Genomic DNA, 17,625 nt, shown 5'->3' on the forward strand with positions numbered 1-17,625 from the left:
AGTTCTGTAACAGCAACCAAGAATTAACCATGTGCCTTTACCGTTCATCCACCACGTTGCGACGGTTTGAAAACACGACATGCTTTTTGCCAAGGCCCCATCCGGCGGTTCGACGCCCATTGCCCGCAGGCTGCGTTGCCTGTTCGCTACGGGCGTGGCGATGGCAATCAGCCATGGCTCTTCCCTTGCCCAGGAAACCTATCTGCGCGGCAGCGTTGTCGAGGACGTTCTGTCCGCCTCCTCGCCGGAAACGCTTGCAAATCGCGGACTTGCCGCGCCCGGCTATGATGACGCGACAGGCGAAACCGCCGATGACAGCTACACCCCGCCTGAAACCGCCACGGCGGCAAACCCGGCAGCAGCAACGCAACCGCCCCGCGCCCTCCCGTTGCCGCAGGAGCGCGAGCCCCGGCAGCCCGACAATATGCGCGTCGGTTCGATCAATGCCGAGTCCCGCGAGGAAACAGGCAAGGCACAGCGCGAAAACCTGCGTCAATCGCCCGAGCAGGGACGCCCCGTCACGCAGGAAGCCGATCCGTTCGCGCCCATCGGCATTCGCACCGGCTCGTTCATCCTGCGGCCGTCGCTCGAACAGGGTATCCGCGCCACCACCAATGGCGACAACAGCGCAACCGGGTCCAGCGCCGTTCTCAACGAAACCACATTGCGGCTCAATGCGCAGTCGGACTGGGCCAGCCATCAGGCCACGCTCGATGCATCCGGAACCTGGGCCAAATCCATTTCAGGAGAGGATGTTTCCGAACCGCAGGTGAACATTCAGGGCAGGCTTCGCTTCGATCTCGGCGACCAGACGACCGTGAACACCGGAGCCGGCTACCAGCTGCGACGTGAAAGCGCCTCAAGCCCCAACGGCGTGGTGGGTGCCTTGAAGCGGCCTCTGGTGCACACATTCAATGGAGTTCTCGGCGTCGAACGCGACATGGGCCTGCTCTTCGGCAGCGCCACCGGACGCATGGAACACAATCTCTATGGCGACGCGGAATTGTCTTCCGGCGGCACCGTCACCCAGAAGGACCGCGACAACACCTATGCCAGCATTACGCTGCGCGGCGGCTTTACCCTGTCCCCGGCGATCAAGCCCTTCGCGGAAGTCGAGCTTGGCAGGCGCATCTTCGATGAGAAAGTGGACAGCAACGGTTATGAGCGCAGCGGATCACAATTTGCCCTGCGCGGCGGCATGAAGCTGGACATGGGCGAGAAGCTGAACGGAGAATTTGCCGCCGGCTACCTGCGCGCCAACAGCGATGATTCCCGTCTTGGCAATGTCAGCGGCCCGTCGGTCAATGCCGCGCTCAACTGGTCGCCGCTGCGCGGAACCGATGTGCATCTCTTTGCCCAGACGATGGTGGACACATCGACCACGCCGGGCATTGCCGGATCGCTCCTGCATTTGGCAAGCCTCGATGTGACGCATCGGATACGCTCCGACCTCAGCCTCAACGGGCGGCTGGATGCAAATATCAGGCAAAACAAGGATGGCACCGGGACCGACTACACGATCGGCGCGCAGATCGGCGCAACCTATTGGATCAACCGCTTCGTCGGACTGGATGCGCGCCTGCGTCACGAATTCCTGACGAGCAGGATTTCCGACCGCGAATATACTGCCAACAGCGTCTATCTCGGCGTGAAGGTTCAGCGCTAGAATAGAGAAAACGGCACCCCTTTCGGGATGCCGTTTTGCGACCAGCTCAAGCAAGCCAGAACAGAATGCACGCGAAGCCGAACCCAAGAAGACCGATAAGGGTTTCCATGACGGTCCAGGTTTTCAGCGTCGTCTTGACGTCCATGTTGAAGAAACGTCCGACCAGCCAGAAGCCTGAATCGTTGACATGGGACAGCATGACCGACCCTGCGGCAAGCGCGATCACCACTGCGGCAGTCTCAAGCCCGTGATATCCCGCAGCCTGAACGGCAGGCTGGATAAGCCCGGCGGCAGTAATCAACGCCACCGTCGCCGACCCCTGCGCCACACGCAGTATCGTTGCGATCAGGAAGCCCGCCACGATGACCGGCAATCCTGTATTGGCGAACGCATTCGATAAGGCGTCGCCAATACCTGAAGCACGCAGCACGCCACCGAACATTCCGCCCGCGCCGGTAATCAGGATGATGGAACAAACCGGACCAAGCGCCGAATCGAGAATACGTTCGACGCTGGCAAGGTCTCTTCCGCGCCGCGGACCCAGCACATAGGAGGCCACCAGCACCGAAATCAAAAGCGCAACCGGTGTCGATCCGATCATCCGCGCCAGCTGATACCAGTTGGCATCGGCGCTGACCCAGCCTTGCGCGCGGGCAAAATCGAGACCCGTATTCATGAAAATGAGAACCAGCGGCAGCAGAAGAAGCAAGATCACCAGGCTGGAACTCGGAGGGTTCACGACCTTTTCCACATTCTTCCCGGCATCAAAACTGTCGGGGACCGGAAGGTTGATCCTTTTGCCGATCCACGCGCCGAAAAGATGCCCGGCAATAAACCAGACGGGTATGACGACGACGATGCCGACAAGAATGAGAAGCCCTACATCAGCACCCAACAGCTCGGATGCGGCCACAGGACCCGGATGCGGCGGGACGAAAACATGCATCGCCGAAAAGGCCGCGGCGACCGGAATGCCGTAGAGAAGCAAGCTTCCCTTGAGGCGTCGCGCGACGGTGAAGACGACCGGAAGCATGACAACCAGCCCCGCATCGAAGAAGATCGGAAAGCCGAAGATGAGCGACGCGATACCAAGCGCCATGGGCGCGCGCGCTTCACCGAACCGCTGGATAAGATCGTCAGCAAGCGCCTGCGCACCGCCTGATATTTCGAGCAACCGGCCCAGCATCGCGCCAAGACCGACCAGAAGCGCGACGCCGCCAAGGGTTGATCCGAAGGTCGACGTGATTGTCGTCAGTACATTGCCCGCCGGAATGCCGGTGGCAAGCGCGGTTAAGAGGCTGACGATTATGAGCGCCACGAAGGCATGGACACGAAACCGAATGATGAGCAAAAGCAATAATAGAACAGCACCAACCGCTATCGAGATAAGCGCGCCTGCACCCATCGTCTGCTGGAATTCCTGCATGCTTTATTCCTTCTGAAGGAGAGGAACCTATTTTAGTAATTACGCATGAAAGCTGTTTCACACTTTTTGGGGTATATGCTAGGCCAAATGCCTATTGTCATCGACTAAAAAAGCAATTTTCACGGAAAAAATGCTACAGGCGTAAAAAAACGCCCCCTTTGCAGGGGGCGCGACGGAAATGCGGATCAATTTTATCAGGCAGGCTTGATGGTGTTCAGAAGATGACCGATCGAGCCTTCGACCGAAGGACGGATATCGTTGCGCCACAGCGCGAAGGCAACATTGGCCTCGATGAAGCCAGCCTTTGAACCGCAGTCAAAGGTCAGCCCCTGATAGTTGAAGCCGAAGAATTTCTGCGCATCGGCGAGTTTAAGCATGGCATCGGTCAGCTGGATTTCGTTGCCGGCACCCTTTTCCTGCTTGCTCAAAAGCTCGAAGATTTCCGGCTGCAGGATATAGCGGCCATTGATGTAGAGATTGGACGGCGCCGTGCCCTTGGCGGGCTTTTCGACCATCTGCGTGATCTCGAAACCGCTGCCGATGGCTTCGCCCTTGCCGACGATGCCGTATTTATGCGCTTCTTCCGGGTCGCATTCCTGCACGGCGACCACGTTGCCGCCGGTCTTTTCATAGAGCTCGACCATTTCCTTCAGGCAGCCCTTCTTCGACTGCATGACCATGTCCGGCAAAAGGAGAGCGAAAGGCTCGTCGCCGACGAGTTCACGCGCGCACCAGACGGCATGGCCAAGGCCCAGTGGCACCTGCTGGCGGGTGAAGCTGGTCGTGCCCGGTTGCGGCTGGATATCCTGAAGATGCTCCAGTTCCGCCGTCTTGCCGCGCTCGGCAAGCGTGGAATAAAGCTCAACCTGCGCATCGAAATAGTCTTCAATGACCGCCTTGTTGCGCCCAGTGACGAAAATCAGATGTTCGATACCGGCTTCACGCGCTTCATCGACCACATACTGAATGACGGGCTTGTCCACCACGGTCAGCATTTCCTTGGGGATGGATTTGGTAGCGGGCAGGAAGCGGGTGCCAAGACCTGCGACAGGAAAGACGGCCTTGCGAATTTTTCGAATCGAACTCATTCCTCTCCTCGATTTCACTATTTCAGATTTTCTATCAAAGCATTGAAACGACTGAATTTCAAATAAGGCCTTTTCATTAAGGAACGACGAAATTGCGGGCTCCATCCCATCACATTCGATGACCCGGCCTTAATGTTGCTTGATTCAAAAATTTTTCGAAACTTCCGGCAAATTTCGAGACAGGACCGCGATGGTAAACCAATTGCTAACCGACAGGTTCTAATTTGAACGTTCAACAGTTCGATCCGGAAATTTCCGCTGGCCCTTATTCAACACAGGATGGTATCAATTGATGAATGCAATCCAGGGCAGGCAGAATCCAGATCGAAGGGAAACGCGCCGGTATCGGCTGAATTTGATTGCAGAAGGGAAACACAGAATGCTGCGATTTCCATTCACGGTGAGCCAGACGCTGAAGCTGAAAGCGGCTGCAACGGTTGCGATTGCCGTGCTCGCCTCAACGCTGACGACTGGGGCGGCGCTGGCCGACGCGCAATTCCGCCAGTGGGTCGCAAGCTTCCGTCCGGTCGCCATAAAGGCCGGCGTTGCGCCGTCGACCTTCGACCGCGCCTTTCGCGGCGTCGATGCGCCGGACCCGGTCGTGCTGCAAAAGGCCCGCTACCAGCCCGAATTCACCGAGCCTGTCTGGAACTATATCGATAACCGTGTGAACGAGAATTCCGTCTCGGTCGGACAGGGCATGGCGCGCAAATGGGGTCCGTGGCTCCAGCGCATCGAGCAGCGTTTCTCGGTCGATCGCAATATTCTGCTCGCCATCTGGTCGATGGAAAGCAATTACGGCGAGATCCTCAAGCGCGACGACGTGATGCGCGATGCCGTGCGCTCGCTGGCCACCCTTGCCTATGCCGATCAGCGCCGCGCCAAATATGGCCGCACGCAGCTGATTGCCGCCATGAAGATTCTCCAGACCGGCGATATCGATCGCGGCCATCTTTCCGGCTCCTGGGCCGGCGCGCTCGGCCACACGCAATTCATCCCGACCAGCTACCAGGCCTATGCCGTCGACGTGGACGGCAACGGCAAGCGCGATATCTGGAACTCGGTTCCCGATGCGCTTGGCACGGCGGCCAATCTCCTGCACCGCAACGGCTGGCAGCCGGGCCGCACATGGGGCTATGAAGTGGCGCTTCCGGCGGGGCGCAAATTTCCGTCCGGCTCACTCTCGATTGCCGAATGGCAGCAGATCGGCCTCGTGCGCGCCAATGGCCGCGCCTTCCCCGATCCCAACGAGAAGGCAACGCTGAAAGTGCCGGATGGCCGTCAGGGACCGGCCTTCCTGATGACGAAGAACTTCTTCGTGCTCAAGCGCTATAACAATGCCGACAAATATGCCCTGGCCGTCGGCCTGCTGGCGGATCGCATCGGCGGCTATCAGGGTCTGCGGCAGGACTGGAACCGTCCGTTCACGCCGATCTCCATGAACGAGCGGCTGGAATTGCAGACGCATCTGAAAGCGCTCGGCTATTATGACGGCAATATTGACGGCAAGATCGGCGCGACCTCGCGTGCGGCCATCGAAGCCTTCCAGCAGCGCAACGGCCTCCAGCCGGACGGCCATCCGAGCAAGGAAGTTCTCTCGGTTCTGCGTCGACGCTAAATCATCGAGCAGATCAAATGGGGCGCGCTTCTGATCAAGTGCGCCCCATTTTGTTTTTGCGGATTGCCAAGCTAATATACCGGCCATGAAGGCAGGACGGATGCGTGAAAATCGAATTATGGGTAGTCGGCTGGCGAAAGCTGCTGGCGTCATGCTGGCGGTGGCAGCGTTGCTGTTTTCAGGCGTCGCCACGGCCTTCGCACAGGAACGTCCGCGCACGCTTTTCGATCTCCTGTTCGGTTCGCGGCAGGCGCAGCCCCAGCGCCAGAATGAGCAAGCCACCCCGCAACGTGCCCGGCCAAAGGCAAAGCGCTCCAAGCCTGCCTCTCCCGCTTCACGCCCGACGCCACCGCCCGCGGCAAGCCCTGCGGTGGAATTCGTCGAGAAAAAGCCGGATGCCAAAAAGATACTTGTCGTCGGGGACTTCATCGGCAACGGACTGGCCGAAGGTCTCGATGTCGCCTTTGCGGCGGACCCCGACCTCAAGGTCATTTCCCGGATAAACGGTTCTTCCGGCTTTGTGCGCAACGACCATTTCGACTGGCCGGCCAATATCGGCAACATACTGGACGAGGAAAAACCGGCTGCCGTCGTGGTGATGATCGGTGCCAACGACCGGCAGGCGATCACCGAAAAGGACACAAGCCTGCCGCCCCGGTCGCCGGAGTGGAACGCGGAATATCAAAAGCGCGTCGCCGCCTTCATCAAGGCCGTCAACGACCGGCATTTTCCGCTGGTGTGGATCGGCCAGCCGCCTTTCCGCCCCAAGGGCATGTCGCAGGATATGTTGGCGCTCAATGAAATCTACCGCACGGCCACCGAAAAAGCAGGCGGCAAATTTGCCGATGTCTGGGACGGTTTTGTCGATGAGGACGGAAATTTCACCCAGACCGGCTTCGATATCAACGGCCAGACGGCGCGTCTTCGCGGCAATGACGGCATCAACATAACCTCGGCAGGCAAGCGCAAGCTTGCCTTTTATGCGGAAAAGCCGCTCCGCGCCTATCTAGGCGGCGCGAAGGAAGAAGGCCAGCCATTGCCGGCGGCAGGCGCGCATGATCCGTCAAAGCCGGTCGATCGCGTGGCTCCGGTCAGCATTCGCGACATCGACAGGGATGAGAGCGGCGTCCTGCTGGGCGGCAGCCTTTCAGCCCGTCCGCATACGCCGCGCGCCGATCGGCCCGAGAGCAAACCATCGCCTGGTCGGGCCGACGATTTTACCTGGCCGCGCAGTGTGCAAACACCCGATAAATAGTAATACAATAGTTTGTTCAATTATCAGTAGCGCAGCAGCATAGTGAACTTCACTACTGGATATGATTCCAATTGCTACATTCAGCACTGTTCACAGAAGCGTTCGCATCGTCTATCAGAAGGCACCGTCTGCCAAACACAAGAGGCGTTTGAATGAATATTGCATCAAAGCCTTCTGTCGATCCACATCGGGAGGAGGAACCCCATCTTGCACGCAACCTGTCCAACCGGCATCTGCAACTGATCGCCATCGGCGGGGCCATCGGCACCGGCCTTTTCATGGGGTCGGGCAAGACCATTTCACTGGCCGGACCGTCGATCCTGCTCGTCTATGCGATCATCGGCTTCATGCTGTTCTTCGTCATGCGCGCGCTCGGGGAACTCCTGCTGTCCAATCTGGAATACCGCTCCTTTGCGGATTTCGCGGGCGACTATCTCGGCCCCTGGGCGCATTTCTTCACCGGCTGGACCTATTGGCTGTGCTGGATCGTGACAGGCGTGGCCGATGTGGTGGCTGTTTCCGGCTATGTTTCCTTCTGGTTCCCTCATCTGGCATTGTGGATTCCGGCCCTCGGCCTCATCGCAACGCTGCTGGCGCTCAACCTGCCGACCGTGCGCAATTTCGGTGAAATCGAATTCTGGTTCGCGCTCATCAAGATCGTCGCCATCGTGGCGCTCATCGCCACCGGCGTCTACATGCTTTCCACCGGCTTCACGCTTCCCAACGGCACGCGGGCTTCGGTCGCGCATCTGTGGAACCATGGCGGCTTTTTCCCGAACGGCTTCCTCGGTTTCGTTGCGGGTTTCCAGATCGCGGTCTTCGCCTTTGTCGGCATCGAGCTGGTGGGTACGGCCGCAGCCGAAACCAGGGACCCTGAACGGCATCTGCCAAGGGCGATCAATTCGATCCCGATCCGCGTTGTCCTTTTTTATCTGGGTGCGCTCTTCGTCATCATCACCGTGATCCCGTGGAACGAAGTCGACCCGAATTCGAGCCCGTTTGTCGCCATGTTCTCGCTTGCCGGCCTCGGCATCGCGGCGCAGGTGGTGAATTTCGTTGTGCTGACCTCGGCCACGTCGAGCGCCAATTCCGGCATTTACTCGACCTCGCGCATGGTCTATGGCCTTGCCACGTCGGGGCTGGCGCCCGAGGCCCTCGGCAGGCTGAACAAGCGCCACGTGCCGGTCAACGCGCTGTTTTTCTCCTGCATCTTCCTGCTGTCGGGCGTGGCCCTGCTTTATGCCGGACAGAGCATCATGGAAGCCTTCACCATCGTCACGACGATTTCCGCACTTCTGTTCATTTTCATCTGGTCGATCATTCTGGCGTCTTACCTGCAATATCGCCGCAAACGCCCCGACCTGCATGAAAAGTCCACCTTCAAGATGCCCGGCGGACGGGCGGCCGCTGTGATGGTCTTCGCCTTTTTCGCCTTCATTCTCTGGGCGCTGGCGCAGGAACAGGATACAGCGATGGCGCTGAAAGTAACGCCATTGTGGTTCGTGCTTCTCGCCATCGCCTATCTGGTGATGAAGGTGCGACGCAGCCGGGGTTGAGATCGACATCAAACGTAAAAGCCCGGCTTCGTGCCGGGCTTTTACGTCCAGTTTGCGCCTGGGATTACGACGCTGGCGCACCGGAATGAGGCAAATGCGACAAAACAAATAGTTAGAGCGGTCCGAGCGATTCCGCTCTAACCGGAACCGCTTTAGCGGGGCAAAACCGAACTGCCCATCAGGTCGGCATCGATGGCGTGGGCCGCCTGACGGCCTTCACGGATCGCCCAGACGACCAGCGACTGGCCACGACGGATATCGCCTGCCGCATAGAGCTTGTCGACATTGGTGCGATAATCGCGGTCATTCGCCTTGACGGACCGGGAGCCGCGGCGGTCGGTGGCGATTTCAAGCTTCTCACCCAGTTCCTTCACCACGCTGTCTTCCGCAGGGCCGGCAAAGCCGATGGCGATGAAGGCGAGATCGGCCTTGATGAAGAATTCCGTTCCGGCGATCGGCTTGCGCTTTTCATCCACCTGACAGCACTTCACATGGGTCAGGCGTCCATCCTCGCCGATAAATTCCAGCGTCGCCACCTGAAACTCACGCGATGCGCCTTCCGCCTGGCTGGAAGAGGTGCGCATCTTGGTCGCCCAATAGGGCCAGACGCTGAGCTTGTCTTCCTTTTCGGGCGGCTGCGGGCGGATGTCGAGCTGGGTCACATTGACCGCGCCCTGACGGAAAGCCGTGCCCACGCAGTCCGATGCCGTATCGCCGCCGCCGACAACCACGACATGCTTGCCGCCCGCCAGGATCGGAGCCGAAGCCCAAGCGACGGATTCTATGTTTTCACGGCCGACGCGGCGGTTCTGCTGCACGAGATAGGGCATGGCATCATGGACACCATCGAGATCGGCGCCGGGAATGCCCGCCGGGCGCGGGGTTTCCGACCCGCCGCAATAAAGCACCGCGTCATAAGTATCGAGCAAGCCCCGCAAAGGTTTGTCGATGCCGATATTGACACCGCAATGGAAACGCACGCCCTCGCCTTCCATCTGCGCGATGCGGCGGTCGATCAGGTGCTTTTCCATCTTGAAATCGGGAATGCCATAGCGCAGCAACCCGCCGGGGCGGCTTTCGCGCTCATAGACATCGACCATGTGGCCCGCACGCGCAAGCTGTTGCGCGCTCGCAAGGCCAGCCGGACCGGAACCGATGATGGCAACAGACTTGCCGGTCTTGTTGGCGGCAGGCTGCGGCACGATATGGCCGAGTTCATAAGCCTTATCGCCCAGCGCCTGTTCCACGGTCTTGATCGCAACCGGCGTGTCCTCAAGGTTCAGCGTGCAGGCTTCCTCGCATGGTGCGGGGCAGATGCGGCCGGTGAATTCCGGGAAATTGTTGGTCAGATGCAGGTTGCGGATCGCCTGATCCCAATTGTTGTTATAGACGAGATCATTCCAGTCCGGGATCTGGTTGTGTACCGGGCAGCCCGTCGGCCCATGGCAGAACGGAATGCCGCAATCCATGCAGCGCGCGGCCTGCTTCTGCACCTCGCCATCCGTCATCGGAATGGTGAATTCGCGGAAGTGGCGGATACGATCCGACGCCGGCTGGTACTTCGCCACCTGCCGGTCGATTTCAAGAAAACCAGTTACCTTACCCATATTATTCTCCTCTCGCTGTGCGAGGCTCGCGGTGCCGTGCGCCATCCCAGGCGCACAAGCACCGCGTTTTAACGATGGCTCTTACTCAGCCGCGACACCGATCTGCATGCGCTCCATCTCTTCCAGAGCGCGGCGATATTCCACCGGCATGACCTTCACGAATTTCGGGCGATAGCTTTCCCAATTGTCGAGAATGTCTTTCGCCCGTGTCGAGCCTGTGTAGTGCAGATGGTTGGCGATCAGCTGCACCAAGCGTTCCTCATCATGATGGGTCATGTTGGCGGAAACGTCCACACGGCCCTTGTGCATGAGATCGCCACCATGGTGATGCAGCTTTTCCAGAATGTCGTCTTCTTCCGGCACCGGCTCCAGTTCGACCATCGCCATGTTGCAGCGCTGGGCGAAATCGCCTTCCTCGTCGAGCACATAGGCGACGCCGCCCGACATGCCCGCCGCGAAATTGCGACCCGTCTGCCCGATGACGACAACCACGCCGCCGGTCATGTATTCGCAGCCGTGGTCGCCCACGCCCTCGACAACCGTGACCGCACCGGAGTTGCGCACGGCGAAACGCTCGCCCGCGACACCACGGAAATAGCACTCGCCTTCAAGCGCGCCGTAGAGAACCGTGTTGCCGACGACGATCGAATCCTCGGCGACAATGCGCGTGTCTTCCGGCGGGCGCACCACGATGCGGCCGCCCGAAAGGCCCTTGCCGACATAGTCATTGCCGTCGCCGATGAGTTCGAACGAGATGCCGCGAGCGAGGAACGCACCGAAGGACTGGCCAGCCGTGCCGCGAAGCGTAACGGCGATGGTGTCTTCCGGCAGGCCCTTGTGACGGAAACGCTTGGCCACTTCGCCCGAGAGCATGGCACCGGCGGAACGATCCACATTCTTGATATCGATGTCGATCCTGACCGGCTGACGCTCCTCAAGCGCTGGCGCGGCCAATTCGATCAGCCTGCGATCCAGAATATCGTCGATCGGATGATGCTGGCGCTCGGTCCAGTAGATTTCATGCTTCTCGGCTTCCGGCTTGTAGAAGATGCGGCTGAAATCCAGCCCCTTCGCCTTCCAGTGGTCGATCATCGCCTGCTTTTCCAGAAGCTCGGTCTCGCCGATGATCTGTTCCAGCCTGGTGAAGCCCATGGAAGCCAAAAGCGCGCGCACTTCTTCGGCCAGATAGAAGAAGAAGTTGATGACGTGCTCCGGCGTGCCCTTGAAGCGCTTGCGCAGAACCGGGTCCTGCGTCGCCACGCCCACCGGACAGGTGTTCAGGTGGCACTTGCGCATCATGATGCAGCCGGCCGCGATCAGCGGAGCGGTGGAAAAACCGAACTCGTCGGCCCCCAGCAGCGCGCCGATGACCACATCGCGCCCGGTGCGCAAGCCGCCATCGACCTGAAGCGCCACGCGCGAGCGAAGCCCGTTCAGGACCAGCGTCTGATGGGTTTCAGCAAGGCCGATTTCCCATGGGGAACCGGCGTGCTTCAGCGAGGTGAGCGGCGAGGCACCCGTGCCGCCGTCATAGCCCGACACGGTGATATGGTCGGCGCGCGCCTTGGCGACACCCGCCGCAACCGTGCCCACGCCCACTTCCGACACCAGCTTGACCGAAATATCGGCCACCGGATTGACGTTCTTCAGGTCGTAGATGAGCTGCGCCAGATCTTCGATGGAGTAGATATCGTGGTGCGGCGGCGGCGAAATGAGGCCGACGCCCGGCGTCGAGTGGCGGGTCTTGGCGATGGTCGCATCGACCTTGTGGCCCGGAAGCTGGCCGCCCTCGCCGGGCTTTGCGCCCTGCGCGACCTTGATCTGGATCACATCGGAATTGACCAGATATTCCGTCGTCACGCCGAAACGGCCCGATGCCACCTGCTTGATGGCGGAGCGTTCCGGGTTCGCCGTTCCGTCCGGCAGCGGATAGAAGCGATCCGGCTCCTCGCCGCCTTCGCCGGTGTTCGACTTGCCGCCAATGGTGTTCATCGCCCGCGCCAGCGTGGTATGCGCCTCGCGGCTGATCGAGCCGAAGGACATGGCCCCGGTCGAGAAGCGCTTGACGATTTCCGTGGCCGGCTCCACCTCGTCGATGGAAACGGGCTTCAGGCCGCGCTCCTCAGCAAAGCGGATATTGAACAGGCCACGAATGGTCTTGGCCTGCGACGACTTGGCGTCGAGCATCCTCGTATATTCGGTGAAGGTTTCCGGGTTCGACGTGCGCACCGCATGTTGCAGCTTGGCCACCGCATCCGGCGACCACATATGCGCTTCGCCGCGCATGCGATAGGCATATTCGCCGCCGACTTCGAGCGAGGTCAGAAGAACGGGATCGTTGCCGAACGCATCGGTGTGACGGCGCACGGTCTCTTCCGCGATCTCTTCCAGCCCAACGCCTTCGATGGTCGTGGCCGTGCCGAAGAAAAACTTGTCCACGAAATCCGTCCTGACGCCGACCGCATCGAAAATCTGCGCGCCGCAATAGGACTGGTAGGTCGAGATGCCCATTTTGGACATGACCTTGAGAATGCCCTTGCCGATGGACTTGATGTAGCGCTTGACCACTTCGTTCTCGTCCACTTCCGGCGGAAATTCGCGGCGGCGATGCATGTCGAGCAGCGTGTCGAAGGCGAGATAGGGGTTGATGGCTTCGGCGCCATAGCCCGCAAGGCAGGCGAAATGATGCACTTCGCGCGGCTCGCCCGATTCCACCACGAGGCCGACCGAGGTGCGAAGCCCCTTGCGGATCAGGTGATGATGCACGGCGGCCGTTGCCAGCAGAGCCGGGATCGGAATGCGATCCGGCCCAACCTGGCGGTCGGACAGGATGACGATGTTGTAGCCGCCATGGACGGCCGCTTCCGCGCGGTCGCAAAGACGCTCGATGGCGCCATGCATGCCCGCAGCACCCTCGCCCGTATTATAGGTGATGTCGAGCGTCTTGGTGTCGAAGCGGTCTTCCGTGTGGCCGATGGAGCGGATCTTTTCCAGATCGCCATTGGTGAGGATCGGCTGGCGCACTTCCAGACGCTTGCGGCGCGAGGTGCCGACGAGATCGAAAATGTTCGGGCGCGGGCCGATGAAGGAGACAAGGCTCATCACCAGTTCCTCGCGGATCGGATCGATCGGCGGGTTGGTCACCTGCGCGAAATTCTGCTTGAAATAGGTGTAAAGCAGCTTCGACTTGTCCGACATGGCCGAAATCGGTGTATCGGTGCCCATGGAGCCGATGGCTTCCTGACCCGTGGTCGCCATCGGCGCCATCAGGAACTTGGTGTCTTCCTGCGTGTAGCCGAAAGCCTGCTGGCGGTCGAGCAGGCTCACATCCTTGCGCAGCGCGCGCGGCTCGACCGGGTTGAGGTCTTCCAGAATGAGCTGCGTGTTGGCGAGCCACTGCTTGTAGGGGTGCTTCTGGGCGATCTGCGACTTGATTTCCTCATCGGAGACGATGCGGCCTTCCTCCATGTCGATCAGCAGCATGCGGCCCGGCTGAAGACGCCACTTCTTGACGACCTTCTTTTCATCGACCGGCAGGACGCCCGCTTCGGACGCCAGAATGACGAAGTCGTCATCGGTCACGATGTAACGGGCTGGGCGCAGGCCGTTGCGGTCCAGCGTCGCGCCGATCTGGCGGCCATCGGTGAAGGCGACAGCGGCGGGGCCGTCCCACGGCTCCATGAGCGCTGCATGATATTCGTAGAACGCGCGGCGTTCGTCCGACATCAGCTTGTTGCCCGACCATGCTTCCGGGATCAGCATCATCATGGCATGCGCAAGGCTGTAGCCGCCCTGATGCAGGAATTCGAGCGCATTGTCGAAACAGGCCGTATCCGACTGGCCCTCATAGGAAATCGGCCAGAGCTTGGAAATATCGTTGCCAAACAGTTCGCTATCGACCGAAGCCTGACGCGCCGCCATCCAGTTGACATTGCCGCGCAGCGTGTTGATCTCGCCATTATGCGCGACCATGCGGTATGGATGCGCCAGACGCCAGGACGGGAAGGTGTTGGTGGAAAAACGCTGGTGCACCAGCGCCACCGCGCTTTCAAAGCGGGGGTCCTTCAGATCCTGGTAATAGGCGCCGACCTGATAGGCCAGGAACATGCCCTTGTAGACCACGGTGCGGGCCGACATGGACACGACATAGAACCCCTTATCGTCGCCGTCATTCTCCTGATAGATGCGGTTGGAGATGACCTTGCGCAGCACGAACAGGCGGCGCTCGAAATCATCATCGGTTTCCAGCATCGGGCTGCGCCCGATGAAGACCTGCATGTGAAACGGCTCGGTGGCCGCGATATGCGGAGCCTTGGAAAGCGAGGAATTGTCGACCGGCACTTCACGGAAGCCGATGAAGGTCTGGCCTTCGGCGGCGATCACTTCCTTGACGATCTCTTCCGCATGGGCGCGCAGGTCCGGGTCGCGCGGCATGAAGATATAGCCGACGCCATAAGACCCCGGCTGCGGCAGGTCGATGCCCTGACGCGCCATTTCCTCGCGAAAGAACCGATCCGGGATCTGCACCAGAATGCCCGCGCCGTCGCCCATCAGCGGATCGGCGCCGACAGCGCCGCGATGGGTGAGGTTTTCCAGCATCCTGAGGCCGTTCTCCACGACTTCATGCGACTTCTTGCCCTTCATATGGGCAATGAAGCCGACGCCGCATGCATCATGCTCGTTGCGCGGATCGTAAAGACCTTGCGCTGCGGGCAAACCCGCCGCCGTCGTTTTTCGCGTCGTTCGGGTGGAAGTCGTCGTCGCAGCTTTGATCGCTTCGTTCTGACCGTTGTGAGAAACCACATTCGATACAGATGGCGTCAAATGCGTCATCGTCATTCCCTCCGTTTGGCCCTCATCATGAGGTGCGCGATCAGTATATACCGGGATGACGTGACAACCATCCCGCAGGTGTGTTCATTCTATGAAAAGCCTTATCGACAAGGCGTTGGACGAGGTTCCGCAGGGGCGGGAAGCCGCCGGGGAACGATGTTTGGCGCCTATTCTCATCAGGCTTCTGACAGACAGTTTCCGTCCGCCGGAACCGGCGCTCCAGAATTCTCCCTGTCGCAGTCGGAGCGCCGTTACCGTCAGGCCATGTGCCTGCCAGTCCGGCGCCTGTTTCTGAAACTTTACGAAGAGCGTTGATCGCTTTCCGATCGCATCAGCGTCTAATTGGACAGTATTGCTGTCCTAATTACGTATGACAGAATTCAAATTGCCTCACAAGATGGAAACGCAATTTTTCTCGGCAACTTCGGTAATAAAATGTCGAAACCCTTCTGTTTGCTGGCTTTTAATTGCGTTTAAGCGCCCTTGCGTCAGTTTGGCACGCTTTTGCCCGCCGCCGGATTGCTTAAAAAATAGGCAGTCTGATGACATTTTTCGCGCAAGCCGGGCCTTAACCGCTTCTGTCAGACAGGTTATAGAAACATCGGCTGTGCGACAGCCCATTCAACCCATCCGGAGGAACACGTGCATTTTGCTTCAGACAACTGGGCGGGCGCCCATCCCAGAATCGCCGAAAGCCTTTCGCTGCATGCGGCCGGTTTTGCGGCGGCCTATGGCGCAAGCGAGATCGACAAGCGGGTGGAGCAGCGCTTCAACGAATTGTTCGAGCGTGAAGTGGCGGTTTTCTTCGTCGGCACCGGCACGGCCGCCAATTCGCTGGCTCTGGCCAGCGTCAACCGTCCGGGCGGCGTTTCGCTGGTGCACCGCGAGGCGCATGTGATCGAGGATGAATGCGGCGCGCCGGAATATTTCACCGGCGGCGCACGGCTCCACCCGATCGACGGCGCGCTGGGCCGCATCGATCCCGAGCTTCTGAAACGCGAATTGAAGCGCTTCAACCCCGCCTTCGTTCATGCGGGCCAGCCCATGGCCGTCAGCATCACCCAGGCGACGGAAGTGGGCACCCTTTACCAGCCGGAGCATATCGCCACCATTTCGCAGATCTGCCGCGATGCCGGACTGCCGCTGCACATGGACGGCGCGCGCTTTGCCAATGCGCTTGTCTCGCTGGACATGACGCCAGCCGAAATGACATGGAAACTCGGCGTGGACATTGTTTCCTTCGGCGGCACGAAAAACGGCTGCTGGTGCGCCGAGGCGCTGGTCTTCATGGATCCGGCCCGCGCCAAAGACCTGCCCTTCATCCGCAAGCGCGCGGCGCAGCTCTTCTCCAAGACGCGCTTTATCGCCGCGCAGTTCGACGCCTATCTGCAGGACGATCTCTGGCGTGACCTCGCCCGCCATTCCAACGGGCTTGCCGCACGCCTTGCCAGCCACATCCATGCATCGAGCCAGATGCGGCTTGCCTGGAAGCCGGAAGCAAACGAGGTTTTCGCCATCATGAAACAGTCGGTCTATGACCGCCTGCGCAATGCGGGCGCAGTCTTCTATGACTGGAACCCGCCCCATGCGGAAGTGGACCGCATCGGCGAGGGCGAGATATTCGCCCGCTTTGTCACCAGCTTCGCCAATACGGAAGAAGAAGTGGACCGTTTCGGCGACATGATCGCCTGACACGCCTTGATATCCGCAGAAGCAAAAAGGCGACGCTCAAAGCGCCGCCTTTTCTTATTCACGATCAACCGGATTTAGTGTGCGGTTTTCGCCTCGATCTGCTGGGCGCTGTCGGAACCAGCCTTGGTGACTTCGATCTTGCGCGGTTTCATCTGTTCAGGAATCTCGCGCTTGAGGTCGATGTGCAGGAGCCCGTTCTTGAGGCTCGCACCCGCGACTTCAACGAAATCGGCAAGCTGGAAGCGGCGCTCGAAAGCACGCGAGGCAATGCCGCGATAAAGCACTTCACCCACATCGGATGCGGTTTCATCAGCCTTCTGGCCCTTGACGGTCAGCTGGTTGCGATGAGCCTCGATTTCGAGTTCGCTTTCGGAAAAACCCGCGACCGCCATGGTGATGCGATAGGTGTTCTCACCCGTGCGCTCGATATTATACGGCGGATAGGACTGGTTGCCCTCCGGCGAAGCGAGCGTATCAAGCATGGTGAAAAGCCGATCGAAACCGACCGTGGAACGATAGAGCGGGGAAAAATCGACGTGACGCATGTATTAGCCCTCCTTTAGAGCGACATGATGCTTGTTTCAGCATGGTCTTTTTCGAAGAGCGCCGGGCGCTTTCGGGACCATACACGGCGGCGAAATTCCCTTCTGGCGAATTCCTTGATGCCGACGGCCCCTTTCAGGCGACCGCAAAACTCATTTGGGAATGGAGCGTTTTTATTTCAAGCCCGCTGGCGGCGAAGAGTGAAAAACACGCGCTGTCACGCCGCGTAACAACTCCTGATCAGTAGCGGCCTACATTTTGGGGACAGGCCGCACAATGAACCCAAAATGAACATCATCTTTGGCAAGCGTTCAGCCGCTTGGGGCTAATGTCCCCCCATG

General features: G+C 59.7%; 12 protein-coding genes. 6 read left to right on the plus strand and 6 right to left on the minus strand.

Going from position 1 to position 17,625, the window contains the following annotated elements:
• Positions 1-79 precede the first annotated feature (79 nt).
• Complete coding sequence (locus tag AVM02_RS17260) at positions 80-1,666, plus strand: outer membrane beta-barrel protein (RefSeq protein ID WP_411508143.1); 1,587 nt, start codon at positions 80-82, stop codon at positions 1,664-1,666.
• A 46-nt stretch (positions 1,667-1,712) separates the two neighbouring features.
• Here the strand turns inward: AVM02_RS17260 and AVM02_RS17265 are convergent, their stop codons facing one another.
• On the minus strand, positions 1,713-3,092 hold the full coding sequence (locus AVM02_RS17265) for a GntP family permease (RefSeq protein ID WP_411508144.1): 1,380 nt from the start codon (positions 3,090-3,092) through the stop codon (positions 1,713-1,715).
• A 194-nt stretch (positions 3,093-3,286) separates the two neighbouring features.
• Positions 3,287-4,180, minus strand: a complete 894-nt coding sequence (galU, locus tag AVM02_RS17270; RefSeq protein ID WP_411508145.1) for a UTP--glucose-1-phosphate uridylyltransferase GalU — start codon at positions 4,178-4,180, stop codon at positions 3,287-3,289.
• A gap of 379 nt (positions 4,181-4,559) precedes the next feature.
• Between galU and AVM02_RS17275 the strand changes: the two genes are divergently transcribed.
• The 3 genes from AVM02_RS17275 to cycA all read left to right on the plus strand — a co-directional run bounded on the left by AVM02_RS17275 (position 4,560) and on the right by cycA (position 8,609).
• Positions 4,560-5,798 carry a lytic murein transglycosylase gene (locus tag AVM02_RS17275; RefSeq protein ID WP_411508146.1) on the plus strand — a complete coding sequence of 413 codons (1,239 nt, stop codon included), beginning with the start codon at positions 4,560-4,562 and terminating at the stop codon, positions 5,796-5,798.
• 100 nt (positions 5,799-5,898) lie between these two features.
• Positions 5,899-7,053, plus strand: coding sequence for a DUF459 domain-containing protein (locus tag AVM02_RS17280; protein WP_411508147.1), 1,155 nt, complete (start codon positions 5,899-5,901; stop codon positions 7,051-7,053).
• A gap of 152 nt (positions 7,054-7,205) precedes the next feature.
• Positions 7,206-8,609: a D-serine/D-alanine/glycine transporter gene (gene cycA / locus AVM02_RS17285; RefSeq protein WP_411508148.1), complete on the plus strand. Its 1,404-nt coding sequence runs from the start codon at positions 7,206-7,208 to the stop codon at positions 8,607-8,609.
• 152 nt (positions 8,610-8,761) lie between these two features.
• Here the strand turns inward: cycA and AVM02_RS17290 are convergent, their stop codons facing one another.
• The 3 genes from AVM02_RS17290 to AVM02_RS17300 all read right to left on the minus strand — a co-directional run bounded on the left by AVM02_RS17290 (position 8,762) and on the right by AVM02_RS17300 (position 15,670).
• On the minus strand, positions 8,762-10,216 hold the full coding sequence (locus AVM02_RS17290) for a glutamate synthase subunit beta (protein ID WP_411508149.1): 1,455 nt from the start codon (positions 10,214-10,216) through the stop codon (positions 8,762-8,764).
• Between the two features lie 81 nt (positions 10,217-10,297).
• Complete coding sequence (gene gltB, locus AVM02_RS17295) at positions 10,298-15,049, minus strand: glutamate synthase large subunit (RefSeq protein ID WP_411508150.1); 4,752 nt, start codon at positions 15,047-15,049, stop codon at positions 10,298-10,300.
• A gap of 390 nt (positions 15,050-15,439) precedes the next feature.
• On the minus strand, positions 15,440-15,670 hold the full coding sequence (locus AVM02_RS17300; RefSeq protein WP_411508151.1) for a hypothetical protein: 231 nt from the start codon (positions 15,668-15,670) through the stop codon (positions 15,440-15,442).
• A gap of 21 nt (positions 15,671-15,691) precedes the next feature.
• Between AVM02_RS17300 and AVM02_RS17305 the strand changes: the two genes are divergently transcribed.
• The gene (locus AVM02_RS17305) at positions 15,692-16,741 is read left to right on the plus strand and encodes a threonine aldolase family protein (protein ID WP_411508152.1); all 1,050 of its coding nucleotides are present in this window, start codon (positions 15,692-15,694) and stop codon (positions 16,739-16,741) included.
• Positions 16,742-16,815: 74 nt separating this feature from the next.
• On the opposite strand, the gene AVM02_RS17310 is transcribed toward AVM02_RS17305, so the two are convergent.
• On the minus strand, positions 16,816-17,286 hold the full coding sequence (locus AVM02_RS17310; protein ID WP_411508153.1) for an Hsp20 family protein: 471 nt from the start codon (positions 17,284-17,286) through the stop codon (positions 16,816-16,818).
• Positions 17,287-17,327: 41 nt separating this feature from the next.
• Here AVM02_RS17310 and AVM02_RS17315 point away from each other — a divergent pair, with 41 nt between their 5' ends.
• A complete protein-coding gene (locus AVM02_RS17315) occupies positions 17,328-17,531 on the plus strand; it encodes a hypothetical protein (RefSeq protein WP_411508154.1) in 204 nt (67 codons plus the stop codon).
• Positions 17,532-17,625: the final 94 nt, after the last annotated feature.

It is taken from the genome of Brucella anthropi (assembly GCF_046630315.1).
GTDB classification, from domain to species: Bacteria; Pseudomonadota; Alphaproteobacteria; order Rhizobiales; family Rhizobiaceae; genus Brucella; species Brucella anthropi_A.